This is a genomic window from Sphingobacterium siyangense (genome assembly GCF_007830445.1).
Lineage (GTDB): Bacteria > Bacteroidota > Bacteroidia > Sphingobacteriales > Sphingobacteriaceae > Sphingobacterium > Sphingobacterium siyangense.
This window is the reverse complement of record NZ_VLKR01000008.1, coordinates 1-21568: the sequence shown is the minus strand read 5'-3', so window position 1 is coordinate 21568 and position 21568 is coordinate 1. Positions and strand designations below refer to the sequence as shown.

The 21568-nt window shown below is 39.4% G+C and carries 11 protein-coding genes; 1 reads left to right on the top strand and 10 read right to left on the bottom strand.

The genetic code is table 11. The annotated features are described in order from the left end of the window. Positions 1 to 11: 11 nt before the first annotated feature. From IQ31_RS08895 to IQ31_RS08880, 4 genes are all read right to left on the bottom strand, one after another. On the bottom strand, positions 12 to 2405 hold the full coding sequence (locus IQ31_RS08895; RefSeq protein WP_075991149.1) for an ABC transporter permease: 2394 nt from the start codon (positions 2403 to 2405) through the stop codon (positions 12 to 14). A 254-nt stretch (positions 2406 to 2659) separates the two neighbouring features. Continuing rightward, positions 2660 to 5107 carry an ABC transporter permease gene (locus IQ31_RS08890; RefSeq protein WP_145327812.1) on the bottom strand — a complete coding sequence of 816 codons (2448 nt, stop codon included), beginning with the start codon at positions 5105 to 5107 and terminating at the stop codon, positions 2660 to 2662. Positions 5108 to 5133: 26 nt separating this feature from the next. Continuing rightward, positions 5134 to 7575, bottom strand: a complete 2442-nt coding sequence (locus IQ31_RS08885) for an ABC transporter permease (protein ID WP_145327811.1) — start codon at positions 7573 to 7575, stop codon at positions 5134 to 5136. A gap of 204 nt (positions 7576 to 7779) precedes the next feature. Beyond that, complete coding sequence (locus IQ31_RS08880) at positions 7780 to 8004, bottom strand: helix-turn-helix domain-containing protein (protein WP_070566237.1); 225 nt, start codon at positions 8002 to 8004, stop codon at positions 7780 to 7782. A gap of 196 nt (positions 8005 to 8200) precedes the next feature. Here IQ31_RS08880 and IQ31_RS08875 point away from each other — a divergent pair, with 196 nt between their 5' ends. Further along, positions 8201 to 8824: a hypothetical protein gene (locus IQ31_RS08875; RefSeq protein ID WP_145327810.1), complete on the top strand. Its 624-nt coding sequence runs from the start codon at positions 8201 to 8203 to the stop codon at positions 8822 to 8824. 148 nt (positions 8825 to 8972) lie between these two features. On the opposite strand, the gene IQ31_RS08870 is transcribed toward IQ31_RS08875, so the two are convergent. The 6 genes from IQ31_RS08870 to IQ31_RS27300 form a co-directional block, all read right to left on the bottom strand. After that, positions 8973 to 11369 (bottom strand): ABC transporter permease, encoded by a 2397-nt coding sequence (locus IQ31_RS08870; protein WP_145327809.1) that lies wholly within the window; start codon positions 11367 to 11369, stop codon positions 8973 to 8975. Positions 11370 to 11396: 27 nt separating this feature from the next. After that, on the bottom strand, positions 11397 to 13802 hold the full coding sequence (locus IQ31_RS08865) for an ABC transporter permease (protein WP_145327808.1): 2406 nt from the start codon (positions 13800 to 13802) through the stop codon (positions 11397 to 11399). Between the two features lie 247 nt (positions 13803 to 14049). Continuing rightward, entirely contained in the window at positions 14050 to 16434 is a 2385-nt protein-coding gene (locus IQ31_RS08860; protein WP_145327807.1) for an ABC transporter permease, read from the bottom strand. 37 nt (positions 16435 to 16471) lie between these two features. Beyond that, complete coding sequence (locus IQ31_RS08855; protein ID WP_145327806.1) at positions 16472 to 18877, bottom strand: ABC transporter permease; 2406 nt, start codon at positions 18875 to 18877, stop codon at positions 16472 to 16474. Positions 18878 to 18910: 33 nt separating this feature from the next. After that, positions 18911 to 21250 carry an ABC transporter permease gene (locus IQ31_RS08850; RefSeq protein WP_145327805.1) on the bottom strand — a complete coding sequence of 780 codons (2340 nt, stop codon included), beginning with the start codon at positions 21248 to 21250 and terminating at the stop codon, positions 18911 to 18913. After that, positions 21237 to 21568, bottom strand: a 332-nt coding sequence (locus IQ31_RS27300) for a transposase (protein ID WP_483259534.1), incomplete at its 5' end; no start/stop codon positions are given. The genes IQ31_RS27300 and IQ31_RS08850, both read right to left, overlap by 14 nt.

Here is a 21568-nt window from a genome sequence, read left to right as displayed (position 1 = left end):
CATATTATCTTTTATTCATCGCGCAGACTATCTATTGGATTGGTTTTTGCGACTTTGAGAGATTGGAAACTGATGGAAACCAATATGAGGATAAATATGCAAAATATTGGAATCAAAAACGACCACCAGGAAAGCTGAATGTGATAGGCGAAATTAGAAAGCCATTTATTCATGAGCATATAGGCTAGTGGAAGGGCTATGCCAATACCGATCAAAAAGAGTTTGAAAAATGGTTTGTTCAATTGAACAAAGAGCAATTGTACCGATGCTCCCAGTACTTTTCTGATGCTCATTTCCTTTTTTCGTAATGCCGCCTGATATGCCGCCATACTGAACAGCCCTAAGGCCGCGATGATCACGGAGAGGCTAGTGAAACTATTAAAAGCCGTCTGCAATTCTTGCTGTTTTTTGTGCTGTAAAGCATATTGCTCATCCATAAAGGAATAATCAAGGGGGAGGTCTTTTGCGGTTGGGTTTTTCGCCCACTCTGCTTTGACTGTTTGAATTGCCTGATCGACCATGCCTTGTTTTGTTTTGACCATAAGTGTCGTCTGAAAACGCATAGTGCCACATTCATTTTTAAATGAATAGATGGTCGGTTGAACTACATTCTCAAAGCCATAAGCTTTACTGTCTTTGACTAAACCGACAATTTCAAAGTCTACATCACAGCCCTTAATTTTTGCACCCATAGGGTTTGAAAGTCCTAAATTTTTGGCTGCAGATTCGTTTATAATAGCATAATGGGCTAAGGAATCGCGAAGCAATTGGTCCAATGAAATATTGGTATTCCCCTGTGTACTGGAGATGTTTAACGTCTTGAAGTATCCAGGATCAATGCCGACATGTGCAAATGAAATGTTTTTTTGGGCATAGGAAAAATCCATTTTGGGAGGCTGCTCACCTTCTCCCGGAATATTGGTCGCCGATGCGGTAGATGCAATACTCGGATCATTTTCTAATCGCCTCTTTAATTGTTCGTAGTTGTTTTTATTGTAATACATACCTACTCCCTTGAAATTGATAACCTGCGCTGGCTCAAACCCTTTATCTGCCTGCTGCATGTACTGAAGTTGGCCCCGGATGATTAACATACCCGAGATAAACAAAATCGCCATGCTGATTTGAAAGGTTAATAAGGCATTGCGGAAAGTTCCTTTTTTGAGTACTGATGTTAGTCCGCCTTTAAGGAGATTAACGGATTTGAAGCCAGAGAGTACGATAGCTGGGTATATTGCCGATAGAATTGTTGTCAATAGTACGGCAATAGCAAGTTGGGCGATTGTCTCCGAGCTCAAAATATACCCCTTAAGATCATCGTTGAACCATTTTTGTAGAATATTTCCTGTGAGAGCCAAAGTGACGAAACTTAAGATTGCAGCACTGAAAGTCAGGATAAATACTTCCAGTACCAATTGTCTGACGATAGCCCAGCGTGAGCTGCCTAATATTTTTTTAAGCGCGAGTTCCTTAATGCGTTGATCCGCCTGTGCCATAATCAAATTGGCAAAATTGGCAGCGGCAAGTAAGAGGATCAAAACGGAGAGAATACCAATAATCCACGTAATGATATAAGCTGTGTCAGTACCTGTTTTTGGCCTTAGATGAAGATTGGCTAATGGATCCAAATAGATTTTTCCCTTGGCATAACTAGAAGAACGTATTTTATCTTTTGGTGCAATTTCTTTCTGGTAAAGCGCATTGATGCGATTAGTCAACTTTGGGATATCCGTACCGGGACGAACCTGAATATAAGTTTGATACAAAAAAGGATTATTATCGGCGAAGAGATCCTGCGGTTCGCGGATAAAAAGGAGATCGTAATCAATGATGGACAGACTCTGTTTTTTGATCGTACCATAAATCGTCTCCTGCATACCTAGAGCAAGGCTTTGAGTTGGAACCGAATGGGGACTGTCAAAATTTAGATCTTCTTTTTTAAACAGTTGTTCGGCAATAGGACTTTTGACCAAGGTCGCTTCCTTTTGGTCTTTGTTTTTATAGAGCGGTCCAGTCGCATTTTTTACCTGAAAAATTTGCGCAGCAGAAGAATCAATTAATGCCGCGTTTTTGATAAGGACTGTTTTTTCACCAAAAAGGGGGTAACTACCGTAGTTATAGACTATTTTTCTTCCTGCATATACAATATCAGGTAAACTCTGTTTTAGCAATGGAGCCAGTGAAGGTGAAGTTTCGTCCGTAAATGCACCTTCCGATTCAAGGCCAATTTGGTAGATATCCTTAAAATGTGGGTTCCATTTATCGTAACTCGTTTCGCGATTAATATATTGATAGGAAAGGATAAAACCCGTAAAACCCAGGGTCAGACCAACAATATTTAAGAAAGTAAAACCTTTATTTTTTAAAAGTTTGCGCCAAGCTAGTTTGAAATCATTTTTTGCCATTTTTTGGAGGATATTATGTTTAAACTAATGCGAACCAATTCACTCAATTAAAATTACAATCCCCTTGCCATTGTTGTAATTGTTTTGTTATAAGTGTTTTATGTTGTTTTTTTTGTTTTCGGATGTCCGATTTCGAACAGTTTACGTCCAGAATCGAACATCCATGCCCCCTGAGCCATTGGTTCATTGCCCACCAAGCAACAGGCAAGGCAATTACCAAGGCAACGAACACCAATTTTTAAGATCTTCTGACTTTATTCATCCCTTAAACTATCGACTGGATTGGCACGGACGACTTTCCATGTTTGATAAGTAATGGTTCCGAAAGCAACCAGGATTGCACTGAGACCCGCTAGAATAAAGTAGAACCAATTGATTTCTACTCGATAGTTGAAATCTCTCAACCATTGATTCATTGCCCACCACGCTACAGGTGTAGCAATGATCAAAGCTACAAACACCAATTTTATAAAATCTCCGGAGAGTAATTTGAGTAATCGGATGGAACTTGCGCCGAGAACCTTGCGGACACCGATTTCCTTGGTTCGTTGCTGGGTCACATAAGTTGCCAGTCCGAAAAGTCCCAGAGCTGCAACAAAAATGGCTACAAAAGCAAAGCAACTGAAGATATTTTTGGTCCGTTGGACATCTTGATATAGATCTGCGAAGCCGGCATCGAGGAAATTGTAATCGATTTTTTGATTTGGTGAAAACTTGTTCCAGGCGGTATTAATGTCGGCCAATGTTTTGGACATCTCTGTAGATTTAGTCTTGATGGAAAGCATGGAGGGGCTGTTGGCGAGGGTCATACAAACGGGATAGTAGCCCTCATCTTTCATCGATTCAAAGATAAAATCGTCGACGACACCAATAATGGTCCACGTCATGCCATTGGTAATTTGTGCACCAATCGGATTTCCCTTGATGCCTAGATCTGCAAGCATTCTTTTGTTAACAATAGCACCAGAACTATCCGATGCGATATGTGGATCGAAGTTTCGGCCGGCTATAAGTTTTAGTCCAAATGTAGTGAGGTAGCTTTCGTCGATATTCCAGAATTGCCCGCCTTCTCCCAATTCAAGATCTTCTTTTCCTTTGGACCAAAAAAGATTCCCATTTCTTTTTGCGCCATCCAATTGAACCGGTAAGTAGTCGCCGATGGAGACATCACGAACTGTTGGAATGGCTTTCAATTCATTTTTTAATTCTTTTGCCTGAGAGGCAATACCCGTTACACCACGAAGTACAATGACCTGATCTTTATCAAAGCCAATGTCTTTATTGAGCATAAAACTGATTTGTTGATTTGCAATGAGTGCACTGATGATCAATATAATAGATGTTGCAAACTGGAAAATAACCAGTCCATTACGTAGCAACGAAGATTTAGGGTTAGCAACCGATTTACTTTTTAATGCGTTGATAGGTTGAAATCCTGATAAATAGAACGCTGGGTATAAGCCAGCAAGGATACCGATGAACAACATGCTCAAAATCAGCGAAGGAACAAAGTACCACACTGTCCACGGTATAAACAGCGCTTTGTTGGCTAGATTGTTAAATAGCGGTAATAACAGGAAGGCTAATAATAACCCTATAAGGAGTGAAATAAGACTGTAACATATCGCTTCGGTCATAAATTGGATAATCAGTGTCCGTCGATTTGATCCAATGGTTTTTCGAATCCCGATTTCTTTGGCTCGTGTTGCTGCATTCGCCGTTGATAAGTTGATGAAGTTTATACAGGCAATCAATAATATAAAAAATGCAATGCCCGTAAATATCCAGACCATCTTAATGTCGCTTTGATATTGTGTCGCCATTCCATATTCCGAAATATTCTTCGAGTGCAGGTGCATATCAAGGGCGTTTTGAAGCAATACGGTTGATTGCATCATTTCTGGCGATATTTTCATTCCATTTTTTTTGTTGAGCAAAATATAATGGTCCTGAATATAGTTTTTTGAAATGCTACGCTGTGCGTTGGCAATATCTGTATTCTCCTTCAGTTTTACATAGGTAATGTAATTTGTCGCGCCCCAATTGTTTTGCTCACCCGGGTAAAAAGGTTCCCCCGCTAGGGATATAAAATAATCATAACCATAGAGACTGGAATTGTTTGGAACATCATCGATCACAGCCGTTATGTTGTATAAAACATTTTTATTATTGTTCAAATAGATGGTTTGTCCTACGGCATTTCCTTTGAAATATTTCTGAGCCCTACTTTTGGTAATGACTATCGCATTGGGTTTGTCCAGCGCATGTGATAACTGTCCTTGTACGACCGGAAGCGGAAATATTTCCAAAATGGACTGATCAACATATACAAAACCTTTATCAAGGTAGTTCTCCGCGCGGCCATTTACAGTAAACAGATTGCTTCCGGCACCAAATAAGGTATTGGGTAAAATGCGACCGGCTAATTCAACACTTGGGATTTCCTCTTGCAAGGTTTTAGCTGCTGGGGCAGGAAAGGCAAAGGTTTGCCTCACTTTATCACCATCGGGTGCTGAAACGATAAGACGGAAAACACGGTTCATGTTGGGATACATTTTATCATAACTGGTTTCATGTCGGATGTACAGCATAATAAGAATGCAAATCGCAATGCTAAAAGCGAATCCGCCGATCTTGATGATCGAGTACAGTTTGTTGTTGACCATATTTCGCCAAGCGATCTTTAAATTATTTCCTATCATAATAAAAGTCTTTTACGGTTTTGTATTTATTCATCACGCAGGCTATCCACAGGATTGGCGCGAATGGCTTTCCAAGTCTGATAGCTGATTGTGCCTAAAGCAATTAAAATGGCACTCATTCCTGCAAGAATGAAGTAGAGCCAATTTTTTTCGATCCGATAGTTAAAATCTGTAAGCCATTGGTTCATCGCCCACCACGCAACTGGTGTAGCAATGACCAAGGCTACAAACACCAATTTTATAAAATCTCCAGACAATAATCGGAGTAATCTAATCGCATTGGCTCCAAGGACCTTACGTACGCCAATTTCTTTGGTCCGTTGCTGTGTCACATAAGTTGCGAGACCGAAAAGCCCGAGCGCAGCAACAAAAATGGCAACAAGAGCGAAACAAGTGAATATATTCTTGGTCCGTTCCACGTCTTGATAAAGAGCCTCAAAACCTTCGTCCAAGAAGCTGTAGTTAATTTGTTGATTTGGGGCAAATTTGTCCCATACTCCTGTGATATCAGCGAGCGTCTCTTTGAGATGTTGCGGTTTTACCTTAACAGAGAGGAGGGAGGGATTGCCTCGTAATGTCATACAAAGTCCTGCATACCCCTTATCTTTTAGCGACTCAAAAATAAAATCATCTACTACGCCAATGACCGTCCATGTATTGCCATTGGTGATTTTTGCACCAATGGGATTCTTTAAGTGAAGCTCGTCGGCCAATTTCTGATTGATAATAGCCGAACTGCTATCGGTGGCTCTGGTGGGATCAAAATTTCGTCCTTTATTTAAATGAAGACCGAATGTGCTCAGATAATCCTGATCGATTTCCCAAAATTGGCCCTGTGTAGCCATATCAAGATCTTTTCTGCCATCGACCCAGAACGGATTACCATTTCGTTTGGCTCCATCGATGGGGACTGGAAGAAAATCACCCATGGAAACTGAGGCAACATTGGGGAGGCTCTTTAGTTCATTTTTTAAACTTGGAAGCTGTTTCGATAATGTTCCAATACCGCGAAGCACAACGATTTGTTCCTTGTCAAATCCCAGATCTTTGTCCAATATGTAGTTTATCTGTTTATTGGTTACCAATGCTCCAACGATAAGGATAATTGAGGTCGCGAATTGAAAGACAACCAAACTATTCCTAAACAGCGAAGATTTAGCGCCAATGACATTGTTTTTCAGTGCGGTGATTGGTTTAAATTTGGATAGGTACAATGCAGGGTAGATTCCGGCAAGACCACCGATCACCAATATGGCCACCAAAAGAGAAGGAAAGAAGTACGCCGCTATCCAAGGAATGGTCAAGGATTTGTTGGCTAGATGGTTGAATACGGGTAGTAGTAGCCAGCTTAGAAAGAGCCCAATAATCAGTGACAATACACTATAACAAATTGCTTCAACAAGGAATTGCCCAACAAGCAGCTTCCTGGAGGAGCCAATAGTCTTACGGATACCAATTTCTTTTGCTCTCGTTGCTGCATTTGCTGTCGATAAGTTGATGAAGTTAATACAGGCAATGAACAAAATAAATAAAGCTATTGTTGCGAAGGTCCAAACCATGCGAATATCGCCTCTGTTCAATGTACTAACTTTATCGTCGCTTATATCCGCAGATTTTAAATGCATGTCGAGTGCATTCTGTAAAGTTATTTTTGCCTGTTTGAAAAGCGGATTAAGTTTCCGTCCTGATTTTAGATATTCAGGGAGATAATGTATCTCTAAGTAATTCTTTGAAATTTCTTTTTCAGCCAGTGCAACATTTACGTTGGGTTTTAATTTGACATACACGGTATAATTGTTATTGAGCCAAGCAGTCTGTTCGCCTTGATAAAAAGGTTCTCCAGCGAGCGACATAAAAAAACTATAACCGGCAAGGGTCGAATTGTTGGGCATATCTTCAATGACCCCAGTGATGGTATAGGCCTTAGATTTATTGTTGTTGAGATAGATCGTTTGTCCAATTGGATCATTTTTAAAGTATTTTTCGGCCTTGCTTCTGGTAATAACCAATGTGTTGGGCTTGTCGAGTGCATGGGACAGCTGGCCCGAAACCATTGGCATAGGAAACATGTCGAGAATAGACTGGTCGACATAGACAAATCCGTCATCGTAATGGCTATCTGGGCTGTTATTTAATGACAATTGATTGCTGCCCGCACCGAATAACGGATTAGGTAGGATGCGCCCCGTTTGCTCAATGGACGGTATTTCTGCTTTTAAGGTTGGCGCTACCGGTGCAGAAAGTGAAACCCAGCGCTCGGTTTTATTCTCTATGGGTAACTGAACGACCAAGCGGTAAATTCTATCCATAGCCGGATAAAACTTATTGTAGCTGGTCTCATGTTTTATATATAAAACAATAAGAATACAGATCGCAATACTAAAGGCAAAGCCACCAATTTTGATGAATGAATATAGCTTGTTTTTCGCCATATTCCGCCAAGCTATTTTGAGATTATTTCCTATCATAGCAGAAATTTTTAAGGTCTGAATGACTGGTAGTTATAATCAAAACAGACTTTTAAGCTGAAATCAATTGCATTGCCATTTTGTTAATGTATTGATAACTAGTTTGTTGTTTTAAATTTGAAAAGCTCGTCTGTACGATATCGAACAGTTTGGCGTTCAGTATCGCACAGACGTTCTAGGCGCTGATGGTAAATAGAGAATTGCTTACTCTTCAATCTCTTTCAGCTGGAGATGATCACATAGTTCGAACATCATTTTAGCTGGATCTGTATCAATAGCCAATGCGATCAGGTACATTTCATCCAAACGTAATTTAGCCGTTTCGGTCATCGTTAACTCATTGATTCTTGCCTTACTTAAACCTGTTTTGCGCGCAATTCGCGATTTATTAACGGATTTCTTCTCTAAAAATTCACCTAGTTTTGTCATAGTTATGATTTAGTATGCTCTTGTTTTGTATAGATAAATATACAAAATGTTATTTTTATTTATACAAATGTTTTTATTTTTAGAATATTTTCTATTATTTTGTATTGAAAATCTATATCATTTAAATGTGTCAATGATGAAAACAGCGAAAATTCAAAAAACAAAAGTATATAGGAGAAGATGCGAAGAGTTAAACATGCAAATATATTATCGTATGCTGCTACAACGTATTTCGCGGCACCTGTCACCCGAAGAAGTTTCTTTTTTAATGGGAAAGTCATTCGATTTTGTAAATGAAGTCGAGACATTCAAAAGGAAAAGAATTTTTGTTCATGATTTGGTCGCCATGCAGCTTGTACTAGAAATAAAGAGTATGAATGAATTGATGCCTTACGGAATCGAGTTGTCGTCACAGAAGTATACATATGAATTGCATGTAACTAAATTGGGTGACCGCGTTATTTATGAACTGTATAAAGTTGAGGTAGAGCAAGATCAAAAAGTAATCGAATTTAAGTTAATCGATATTCGACATGATCTCGACCCGTATGAAATTTCGACAATAGAAGAAGTAAAAGAGATAAGTACTCTCTTGGATGAAAATATTGATATGGGATATTTTAATGTGGAAAAGAGACCTGACGAAATACACAACTTATGCTGTGCTAAATTAGAAAGGTATATACATCCTAAAAACCTGATTAAGGTACTAGATGATTTCCTTAATCGGTCTGATGACCGCAAAATTATTCGGAAAGCATCTCAATACGGATTCGGTTATATTTTAGCTGCTCCCACGGAATCGACTGAAAAGAAATAAGCAATTTTTAGCTGTCCAACACGCAAACAGCTAAAAATCGCTTCAAAGATCCTAAGCCGTAGGTACACCAATTATAAACTGATCTACACCCAAATTTGGTTAATAATTAATACACTTTTTAGCTTAGATAACCTACGGCTTATTTTTCTTATTCATCTCTTAAACTATTGACAGGGTTAATACGGGCTGTCTGGAATATACGGGTGGCGATAATCGCTAAAGTTGTCAAACCAATACACAACCCTGTGAAAATAAATAGAACGATAGGTACATCTATATGATAGAAGAAATTTTCTAGCCATTTATGCGTAAACCACCATGCTATAGGGAAAGCTATTAGAATAGCTATCAGGAGGAGTAAGATAAAGGATTTGGAAATCATATATGTGATCGTATTTACGGAAGCCCCTAGTACTTTACGGATACCAATTTCTTTTACTCTTCGTTCTAGCGTATAAATAGCAATAGCTACGATCCCTAAGATGGCAATCAGCATACTGGAACCGGTAAAAAGTGCTAATTGCTGGTATTGTTTTTTTTCTTTGTTATATTGATTCTGTACTTGATCTTCCTGCCAGTTGATCTGCGCTATCCGGTTTGGGAAAAATTTGTTCCATGTCTTGTTTACCAATGCTAAAGCTTCCTTTTTCTTGCCTTCCTCTACCCGAATGAGCATACAGCCACCTTCCCATTCAGTTTCTGCCTTAATTGCAAAAGGACCGATCGGAAACTTTAAACTTGCTCCGTTAAATTCTTTAAATATACCCACTGGTGTATTTTTTAGGAGCTCTAAACTTTTATTGAGTTTAAAAGGGAGCCGTTGGGCTGTTCCTTCGGAAACGAGCATGTTTGTAAATACTGGTTGCCCATTGTGTACCGAATCCGTAAATGATCTGTCCAGTGCATAGTCCGCACTCAAAGGACGTCCGTCAAGGAGTTTTATACCCATTGTTTTGATGTAATCATAATCCGCATAAACAAATACAATAGGCAATTCTTTGTTCGGATCGTGAGGGTCTTTTACTATTTTAAAATCTGCGCCCCCGCTAAAGGGAGTCCAGCTTGTTAGGCTAACCGATGCGATGTATGAATTTTTTAATAGCTCCTGTTTGAAAGCCTGATCCTTTCCTTCCCAAGAGGTATAGTTGATGGCTAAAAGATTTTTAGGTTCGTAGCCAAGATCTTTGCTATACAAATAATGCAGTTGTGCCCGCATTGACATCATGCAGATCGCTACGACGATGGAGATAGCAAATTGGAAGACAACCAGTATTTTGGTAAATGCCATATTTAAGGGAAGTCTGAAGAAAGATAGCTGCTTCCGAAGTTCAAGCGATGGCTGTGTTTTCGATAGAGACAACGCAGTCGGTAAACTGCACAACCAGCCTAAAATTATCCAGGTGGTTAGTAGTCCAGCAAACATGAATAAAGAATGCTGGTAGCTCATTGTCAGTGGATGCTCTAAATAGTTTTCAAATGCAGGACTGACAAGAATATAACCGAAAAATGCGATCAGAAAAGAGCTGGCAAAGAGTATCGTACTCTCTATGCCCATTTGTAAGATTAGATTTCTTCGGCTTGCTCCCAATACCTTACGGATACCTATCTGTTGTGTGCGTTTTAAGGCATGCGCAAAGCTTAGGTTAATGTAATTAATACTGACCAGTATAAGAATAAGTGTCGCTATTCCCACCAGTAGATAAATATCTTGCATGGGATTCTCCCATCCTGTAATACTTTGTAGGTGTATATCTTTGATGGGTTCAATAAAAAGATTAAAACTTTTCGCCCAGTCATTCAGTTTTTGTCCATTGTACCATTTGTTTATTTTGGTCGAAAAGTGGTTAATATCAGTTGTGCTTTTGAGCAATAGAATTTGTGTTTGCAATGAGCCGGCCTCTGTCGGATTGAATTCATTTACCTTAGGCATCAGCACGAGCGCTTCTGCCTGAAAGGATGAATTATGAGGAATATCCTCAATAATAGCATTGACATAATAAGCCTCTGGTTCCCCTTCTTGCGGTTTATTGTAGAATGTGCTGCCGAGTACATCTTTTCCGCTGAAGTATTTTTGTACAGCAGAGGCTGTCAATGTGATGTTTTTTGCACCTGCAATAATTTGTTTTGGATTGCCTGCAATTATTTTTGTATCAAAAAGATTGAAAAAACCACTGTCAATTACTAAGGTACTGATTTCAGCTAGTTGTTTTGACAGACCGTCGATTGTTAATTTCTGTGAACTACTGTTGATCGTGGAATAACCTAAAATTTCAGGAAAATTAGTTTTCAAGACCTTTGAGAGACCTTCAGGAGCTCCTGAAATATTGGTTTTGACACCTTCCTGTGTTTCTTTGGGTACCACCCTCATTCGGTAAAGCTCATTGGAGTTGCCCCATTGTCTGTCGTAGGAAAGCTCATCAATGACAAGTGAACTAATTAACATAAATACCAGTAACGCGATGGTTAAGCCGATGAGATTTGATAGCGAATAGATCCGATTGTGCATCAATGTTCGCCAAGCGGTTTTAAGGTGATTCTTTATCATACTGTTTATGTGGATTGGTTTCTTAGATTATTCATCTCTTAATTTTTCAACTGGATTAAACCGAGTTGATCGAAATACAATAATACCAACCAATAAACTCAGCAAACCAATCAACGTGCCCAATGGTAACAAGTAGGTAAATGCATTGATTTCTACTCGGATAATGTAATTTTGTAGCCAGTATTGCATCAATAGATAGCTCAGTGGAACTGTCGTAAATGCAGCAAATAGGAAGATTCCGTAGTACTCTTTTGAAAAGAGTAACATCAAATGTGCTAGTGAAGCCCCAAGTACTTTACGAATGCCAACTTCTTTATTGCGCAGATGGATGGAAAGCGATATTAATCCGGTAAGTCCCAATGCCACGATCAGTAGCGAAACAACCGTAGCAATCTGGGAAGCGCGATGCAGCTGCAACTCAGTTTCATATAAACTTTTGATACGTTCATCCATAAACTGATACTCGAACGGTGCATCAGGTAGCAACGTTTTCCACTTTTTTTCTAGTTGTTGTACTGCATTGGAAAGAGAGCCTTTTTGTAAGCGAATACTGAGGTATCGGTATTGAAGGCTCTCATGTACATCTATCCAGATAATAGGCGGAGATGCCTGATGAAGTGTGTTGGCTACAAAATTTTCAGCAACGCCCACAACAGTCATTTTGTAATTAGGATCATTGATTGCTATTTGCTGACCAATAGCCTGCTCGGCATTTTTAAAGCCAAAATCATCCATAGCCTTTCTGTTGATGACGACTGGTCTATTATCCGCATGAGTAGCATAGTTTTTAGGAAGAAAAGTTCCCGCAATTAGCGGTATCTCATAGGTTCCCAAAAAGTGACTATCACTTGTAATCCGTTGTACCTGGATTTCTTTGTTTTCAACCGTACCGAATGCAGATTGCATATTGAACCCCAGTAATCCAGGTGTTTCATAAGATAAGCTTACAGATTTTACTTCTGGTTGCTGGCTGAGTTCATGTTGTAAAGTCTCCATTTTGCGAACACCATTTTCGGACCAATCTCTAGGTACTTGAACGGTTAATAAGTAGTCCTTGTTGTAACCTAGATTGCTATGGAGAAATAGGTCCACCTGTTTGGAAATAATTAGTGTGCAGGCCAGCAGCAGCAAGGCTACCCCAAATTGAAAAAACAAAAGAATTTTTCGTACCAGCTGTTTGCCGCCCAAGGTCGAAAACTGATTTTTGACTGCCGGAAGTACCGCTATATTGGAAAGCTTGATTGCTGGATATAGACCCGCCAGTAAACCAATTAATAATGTCATTATACCCAGTAGACCAAAAAAATAAATCGGCAATTCCATTAACGTAGGGAGCTTGCGCATCAAGATATGTTCAAAGATTGGGCTTGTCACGATATAGATTGGCAGACTGATTAATGTTGCTATGGCCACGATCAGGATATATTCGGTCATCAGTTGTCTAATAAGCTGCACCCGAGACGATCCCATCATCTTGCGAACACCCATTTCCTTTAATCGCGTAATATGCTGAGCGATACTAAAATTAATAAAATTTATAATGGCCATGATCAAGATAAAAATAGCCGTCAAGATCAATGTCTGTATCATTTTGCGAACAGCCCCCTGGTTGTCGTCTAAATAATAGGTTTTCAATGGTTTTAAACTAGGGCTATATTGGCTGAAAAATTCCTTATCTGTATTTTTGCCTACCAGTGTCTCTATGGCAGCATCTACTTGTTCCGAGCTGACACCTGGCTTCAATTCAATATAGCCGGCAATATATGGATTATTCCAATTGTCTATAGATCGGCCAAAGAATTGCTCGTTGATGATCGGTAAAAATATGTCTGCATGCATATTCTTTGTGAGATCCATAATGGCATTTTGGACATCGGATTTGATGATTGCTGTAATTTCAAAATCGTGTTTTTCACCCTTGAAATTTTTTATTTGTAGCGATTTTCCAAGTACATCCGCATGGCCGAAATATTTTATGGCTGCTTTGTCACTGATGACAACTGAGAAAGGATTATTCAGGGCAGTATTGGCGTTACCCGCTAGAATATGGAATCCGAACATCGTCAATAGACTAGGATCTCCGAGAGACATCCCTTCTTCATGGATTGTTGCTCCGTTTGCTACGATACCTGTCAATCCATCAATCCGATAATAATTAGAGACGAGATTAGGATACTCCTCATGTAAGGCTTTGGGGAGCGCCCCTAACGTGGTTAAGTTAATACCAAATCCTTCTTTCTTATACTTGCTTTGCAACAAAAATTGCCGATCAATATTTTTGATATTGCTATTCACTTGGTGTACATCCCATACATAGGCGCCTACAAGTAGTAGAAAAGTAATACCGCAGGTCAATCCAATTAGATTGATCAGGTTCTGCACTTTTTTCTTTCGAATATTTCGCCAAGCAATCTTAAAGTTTGTAAAGTTCATTGTCTTTGTAATAAGAATTTATTCCGTTCATGAAGCTGTTTGTATAATGGGGCCTCGACATAGAAAACTAAAAATACAAATGTTTGGCCAAGTGTGTATGTTGTTGATAGTTAGTTTTTTTATTGCTGATGTGCTGCTGAATGCTGTTCGATATCGGACAGTTTGCCGTTCAATATTGTACAGCATTCAATCTCCAGCTCGGCGGATGCCTGTAGCTGGAGATCCTCTTCCATGCCGAAGCAGTCAATCACTCGTTCCGTAAACTATGGACCGGATTTGCTATTGCAGCCTTGATGGATTGCAGTGTAATGACCGATAACGTCAAGATTAATCCAGTGCAGAAAGCAAGGAAAAAGATCCACCAGCTAATTTCTATTCGGAATGGGAAATTAGTTAACCAGTGCTCCATGAGATAATATGCTACAGGAGTGGCAATGGTGAAGGCAATAGCCATCCACTTGAAAAAGTCCTGAGATAGCAAAATGACAATACCTGAAACGGAAGCGCCAAGTACTTTTCGTATGCCAATTTCCTTTGTGCGTTTGAGGATATTGATGGACAGCAAACCTAAAAAACCAAGTGAGCTGATACATAGCGATACAATAGCCGCAATCCAGATAAGTTTTTCAACCAACGCTTCTTTTTTGTAAAGGTTAGCAATTTGCTGATCGTAAAACTTATATTGGAAAACTTCATCAGGATACCAGTTTTTCCATTGTAGCGCTAGCGTTTTCAATAATATATCTTGCTTATGTCCCTTAAACTTAACGGCCAGGTTTTTTAATCGGCTTTCATTGTAGCCAATTACGGTAGGGGATATAGGCTCGTTGAGCGAATTGGTGCTAAAATCTGCAACCACACCTACAATTTTTCCGATGTGCTCTTCATTGAGCCCGCCAGCATTCAGATTTCGGCCAAGGATATCATTTGGGTTTTTAAATCCCAATGTAGTAGCCATCTGCTGATTGACTAAAAACTCTGGATTTTGTGGATTGTCATCAAAATTCCGTCCGGCCAATAATTTGATATGAAAGGTCCTGATATAGGTTGAATCGCCGATTGCATACTTAGCAGGCCATTTTTCCCATTCTGATCTGTTATCAAATTGAAAAGTTCCACCCCATACTTTTTCGTGTGATGGCGGATTGTCGCAGAAAGTAAATGATTGCACTTCCGTTCGATCACGAAGGAAATGTACAATTTTCTCTTTTGATTTCAGCATGTTATTCGTCATGGGAAAGAGAACCACTTGTTCACGATTAAAGCCAATATCGGTCTGCTTGAGATGGTTTACCTGTAAGACAATAACGAACGTGGCAATCAGAAGAATCATGGCGATTACATTCTGTACGACAATAAAAGATTTTCTGGTTAAGCTCCATGGGCCTAAGGTCAACTTTTTTAAGGCTTGCTGGATTTTCATTCGATTTACAAAGATCAGCGGGTAAACAGAGGTGACTAGTGCGGTAGCGGCCCAAAGTATTCCAATTGTACCCAAAAATGAATACAGGTTGATAATTTGCACGGGCTCATCTTCAAATAGGTATTGATTGGCCCAGGAGATGGAAAGACTCAATAGTAATAACGCAAATAAGACTGAGCACGCTGTCAACAGCAAGGTTTCGATCAGAAACTGGTAATACAGTTGCTGCTTGGAACTCCCTAGTATTTTTCTGACCCCCATTTCTACGCTCCGGTTCATTTGTTGGGCAAATACGATATTACTATAGTTGATAAATGCCATACCACCAATGCCCACGGCGATAACAACTAAGATGTTCAATAAGGTTCGTTGGGTCCCTTTGCCATAATTCGCGTCAAAATGAAAATGGGGTAGTGGCAGTAGCTTATAATGAAAATATTGAAGTACATCCTTGTCCCAATATTTCGTGATTAGCTTTTGTATGCTTTTCTCCACAGCAGCCTGATCGGATGTATGTTTTAGTTTTAGTATGATGTTGTTACTTGAATTAGTATAGCCCCAATTGAGAAAGAATCCATCATCTTTGGGAATCTGCCATAAATTTGTCAGTGAATTTAACGATATATAGATATCCGAACGAAAATCGGAATTTCTCTTGCTGTCATCGATGATACCGATGACTTTTATGGGGAATTTGCCATCTACTAAAATTATTTTTCCAATAGGGTTTTCATCTTTAAAATAAATTTTTGAAATACTTTTAGTCAAGGCTACCGTATTGGGTTGATCCAGTTCCTCCGGTTTGCCTTGTATCCAAGGGAAATTTAATATGTTGAAATAGCTGGAGGAAGTAAATGACGCTTTGCCTGCTGTCTGATATAATTGATCCTCTATACGTAGCGTAAGATTTTTATTATCGATATATAATGCTGTTTTTTCTACTTGAGGAATTTCACGAGATATGGCGTCATACATGGCATAAGCGCCCCCTTTGCTGTGTTCTATCTTGTCCAATTTTAAATCTTGTACGACTAAAAAGGTTCGATCTTTATCGACGTGAAACTGATCAAAGCTCAATTGGAAACTATTGTAGATGTAGATAAACAAACTACAGGCCATGGCTAACCCTAGCCCGCAAATCGTCAGCATCGTATAGTAGCCATGTTTAAATAATTGTCTTAAAGCTGATTTAAAATATAGCTGAATCATTGTTTGAGGTTATTGTATCGATAATTATAAACGTTTTTTATTCATCACGTAGACTGTCAACAGGCTTTGTTAGGGCCGCGCGTATCGCTTGTGAACTTACAGTAATTAAAGCAATAAAAATGGCTAGCGCTCCTGCTAGCACAAACATCCACCATTGCATCTCAATACGGTACGCAAAATTCTCTAACCATTTGTGCATCATCCACCAAGATAGGGGAGAAGAAATGATAATGGCTATTAGCACAAGTTTGACGAACTCCGTGGAAAGCATACGCGTGATGTCGGGAACTGTAGCTCCAACAACTTTTCGGATCCCTATTTCTTTTCTGCGTTGATTGGCGGTGAAAATAGCCAAGCCGAATAAACCAAGGCAGGCCACAAAAATAGTCAGTCCCGCAAAGATGCTCAGTAATTTACCCGTTTTCACTTCTGCTTGGTAGGTCTGTGCGTATCGGTCATCCAGAAAGGAATAGCTGAATGGAATGTCTGTTGGAAAGGAACGATAGAGAGAGGCTAATTTTTGAATGAGCTTCTCCATATCGGCTGTTTGGGTTTTGAGAATCAAACTCCCGGCTTGATCGCTAAGAACCATCACAAGCGGGGAGATCTGCTCATGTAAAGAGCGAAAATGGAAATCCTTAACGACACCAATAACACGATAGCTTTTGTTGTCTTTATTGGTCAATATTTTACCAAGGCTATGATCGTTCCAACCTAGATCTTTTGCTGCGGTTTCATTGATGATGACAGAAAGGCTGTCATTACCAAATGTTTTTGTGAAATTTCGTCCTTCTTTAAGCTGCATCCCCATAACCGGAATATATTCTTCATCTATATCGTAACGAATCGTTTTGACCCATTGATCAGTATTGCCATCTGGATAGATGAAAAAATTGTTGTTGTTACTTTCTCCGGCAGGGAGATAGGACGAATGAGAGACATGCTTGATTCTGCTATCTTGCATCAATAAATTATAATATGTCTTTTCGTTTTTCCCCAAAGGCCAGCTCGGTATAATAAGGACATTATCCTTGTTGTATCCAAGTTTAATATGACGCATATAATCCAGCTGCTGAACAACCACCACGGTTCCAAAGATAAGTCCGACGGAAATGATGAATTGAAATACAACAAGCCCACTGCGCAAATTAAGGCCTTTAGTCGAACGACTTATTTTTCCTTTTAATACACGGAGCGGATTAAATGAGGATAAATATAACGCGGGATAGCTGCTGGAAAATAGACCGACGACTAAACCAAAAGTCAGCAGGAAGGGGATAATTTTAAAAGCGTCAAGTTTTTGGATTTCAATCTCTTTTCCTGAAATCTGATTAAATAGAGGAAGGGCAAGTAAAACAATTCCCAAAGCTATTCCCAAGGAAATATAAGTCAGGAGGACGCCCTCCAGCATAAATTGTCGCATCAGGTTTTGTTTGTCGGCACCCAATACTTTTCGTACACCTACTTCTTTACACCGCCTAAAGCCATTGGCTGTAGATAAATTCATAAAATTAATTGTGGCAATCAATAGCATAAAGAGTGCAATAGCACTAAAAATATAAACGTAACGTATATCCCCCGGAGCGCTGAGGTCGTAGTTGAAATTCGAATATAGATGGATATCTGTGAGCGGCTGTAGGTAAAGACCGATCTTATTTCCCGTTTTCTTGTATTCTTGGTAACTCATGCCAAAACCTGCCATAAATTGTGTGGCAACATGTTTGTCGAATAGGATGGCTAAGTTTTTTTCGAGCTTTTCACGTGATGCATTTTTCGAAAGCAGCGCATAAGTATAATATTCGGAGGTCATCCACGAATCTGATCGTGAATCTTCCAGTGCATCCAAAGAGGTAAATACATCAAAATGAAAATGGGAGTTTTGAGGGACATCTTTGATTACGCCATTGATTTTGAGGATATTTGGACTGTCTTTGATGATGAGGTCTCGACCGACAACATCGTTTGTGCCGAAGTATTTTAAGGCGGTGGATTCTGAAATCACTGCAGAATTTGGGGAAGAAATAGCTGTAGACAAATCCCCTTTAATAAAAGGGAGCGTGAAAATTTTGAAGAAAGAAGCATCTACGAAAGCCATTTTTTCTTCGTGAAACACTTTATTATTGACGACAAATAGGGGGGATCCACCGATTCGTAGTCGTGCAGTTTCTTCAACTTCGGGCAGCTCTGACTTCATAGTCGAAGCTACAGGTGGCATCACATGTGCCTCATTGATCGTTCCGCCCTTTACTGTTCCTCTGAAAACAACACGTACAATACGGTCTGCATGCTCGTTGTAACGATCAAAACTAAATTCATCGGTCACATATAAGCTGATCAGAAGGCAGGTTGCAATTCCCATGGCCAACCCAACGATGTTGATAAACGAAGTGGAGAAATTGCGGGTTAAATTTCTCCATGCTATTTTTAAATTATTCTTGATCATATTGAGGCCCCCTCTATTACTATAAATGAATATTTACTCGTTTCGTAAGCTATCTACTGGATTGTTTAGTGCGGCACGTATTGTTTGGAAATTGACAGTAATGATGCTGATCAAAAAGATGGCAAGCGCGGCAAGGATAAAGAACCACCATTGTACGCCCACATTGTAAGCATAATCTTCGAGCCATTTTTTTGAAAAATACCCCGCTATTGGACTGGCAATAAAAATAGCCAAGGTGGATAAGATGAGATAATCTTTTGAAAAGAGACGTGATATGTCGAGCACTGTTGCGCCTAGGACTTTGCGTATGCCAATCTCTTTAGTACGCTGTTCGAGATTTTGCATAATCAATCCTGTGATTCCTAAGGCGGAGATCAACAATGTCAATGCACTGAATAGGATAAACAATTGCACTTGCTTGCTCTCTTTTTCATATTGTTTTGCAATCAACTCATCTATCCAATGGAAGGAAACGTGTTTATCAGGATAGGTATTTTGTATAATTTGAGATACCGATCGAAAGATTTGTTGTTCTTGTCCTTTCCCTACTTTTATCAGCATATTGCCGCTTCCGTTAAAATCTTTTGCCAAAATTACTGTCGGTACTATTTTGCTACGAAAAGACTCACTATGGAAATCTTTAATGATTCCGACGGGGATAATTTGAAGGTCTTTATACAGGATACCGAGTTTGTCTATCCCAAGCTTTTTTGCCGTACTTTCGGTCACAAGGGCATTATTGATACCTTCGTCTTCTCCCAGATCCATTTCAACATGCGTATAATCTTCAGGAGTCAATAATCGACCTTTAACCAACTGGATTCCCAAAGTTTTGGACAAATCGACATCGCCACCGATGAAACTGACTTGGATATTTTTCCCTGGATCGTCCTTGTCAACGATTGTCTTGGCAAGGTAGCCTGACCCGATTGTCGGCGTCCAGGCAGCGACGCTGACCGATTCAACCCCGGTAAGTTGACCAATGCGATCTTTTATATTTGTATTTTGTGTACCCTTGTTGAAATAATCAATGTTTAGCACATTTTTGACTTCCATTCCCAAGGGAGCTGCTTGCATATAGCTGAGTTGGGACTTGATTGTTATAAGGCCAATGATGACGATAATGGCAATGCTGAACTGTGTTGTGATAAGCATTTTTTTGATAAAGACTTCTGCATGGGGAATTTTTGATAGCTTATTTTTTAAGGCATCTGAACTCTTAATACCAGAGATCAGCCATGCTGGATAAAAACCAATTAGCAGGCCAAGGGCAATTACAGTCATGATAAATGCCAATAGCAACGGGAGCTGTATGGATTTAATATAAGCGAGATCATAGCCTATAAAGTGTTCCAGTTGGGACAATCCAAGTCTAAAAAGTACCAAACTACATAATGCAGAAATAAAAAACAGTAGGATTGTTTCTATCAGCATTCGTCTGATCATCTGGGCTCGGCTGGCCCCCAATACTTTATGTATATGAAGTGCTCTTAATTTTTTAACTGTTCTTACAGCGTAAATATTAATAAAATTGATGCAGGAAATAATAAAGACCAAAACGGCAACACCCACAAATATGTTTGTTGTTTTTTGGTTGCCGCTGATATCTGCACTGCCTAACGGCTCCATATATATATCCTGAATAGGCTGTAGGCGAAAGGAAGTCACATGTTTTGTGTTAGGACTGAGGTACCCTTTATACCAATGATTTAGTTTCTGCTCAAGATCTATTCTTGGTGTCCCGGGTTTTAGTTGTACAAATTGTTCGGTGTAGTAGCCTGAGCCATCTTTGCTTAATTCCATCGATATTTTGGGGACTAAAGCAATGGCGGAAGTTCTGAGCGTTGAATTATAGGGAAGATTATCCATAACACCCGTAATGATATAATCGGATGGCTTATCGGTATAGGGGTCGGCACTTTGGATGACTTTGCCGATGACATTTTCGTTCTTAAAGTACTTTTCTTTGAATTCTTTGCCGATGAGCAAGTTTGTTTTTCCTTGGACCAGCTGTTTGGGATTGCCTTCGAGAACCTTGATGCTCAACATATCCAAGATATTTATTTCCGACTCCAAAACTTGTATGCCTATGGACTGTGCTGAGCTTGCATGCGGTTTTAAATAATATTTTCTGGATTCTATCCGAGCCTCATTTTGAATCTCCGGAAATACTTGTTTGAGTTCCGTACTTAAATTAACGAATGTTCTGGACATTTGGCGTTCAAGGCCAGCCGTTGAATCTATGGTCACAATCCGAAAGAGATGATCCGCATTTCTCCAGCTTTTGTCATACGAATTTTCTTCAATGACAAGAGCAAATACGAGAAGGCACAAGGAAAAACCAATACTTAGTCGTTCCTTAACAAAACCCACTATTTAATTTATTTTTAAAAACAGGATTAGAAAACAGCATAATTTGTATCTTATAAAATAAGAAAATAATTTTCTGTTTCAGTAGTTCCATCATTTTCTTCATGTTCCAAGCGGTTGCAGCTAGTAATGCATTGATTTGTGGTCCCGTTTCTCCCATGAAGTAATTTTTTGCCAGCCTAAAATCGGTTTTTAAATGTCCGATGATAGGTTCTATTGCCGCTCTGGTTCTAAATTTTTTGCGCTTTGTCTGCTTTTGATAAGCAGTGTCTTTTTTTCTTGGAGTGCTTGGGATGGAGATTTTCACGCCCTTTATTTCTG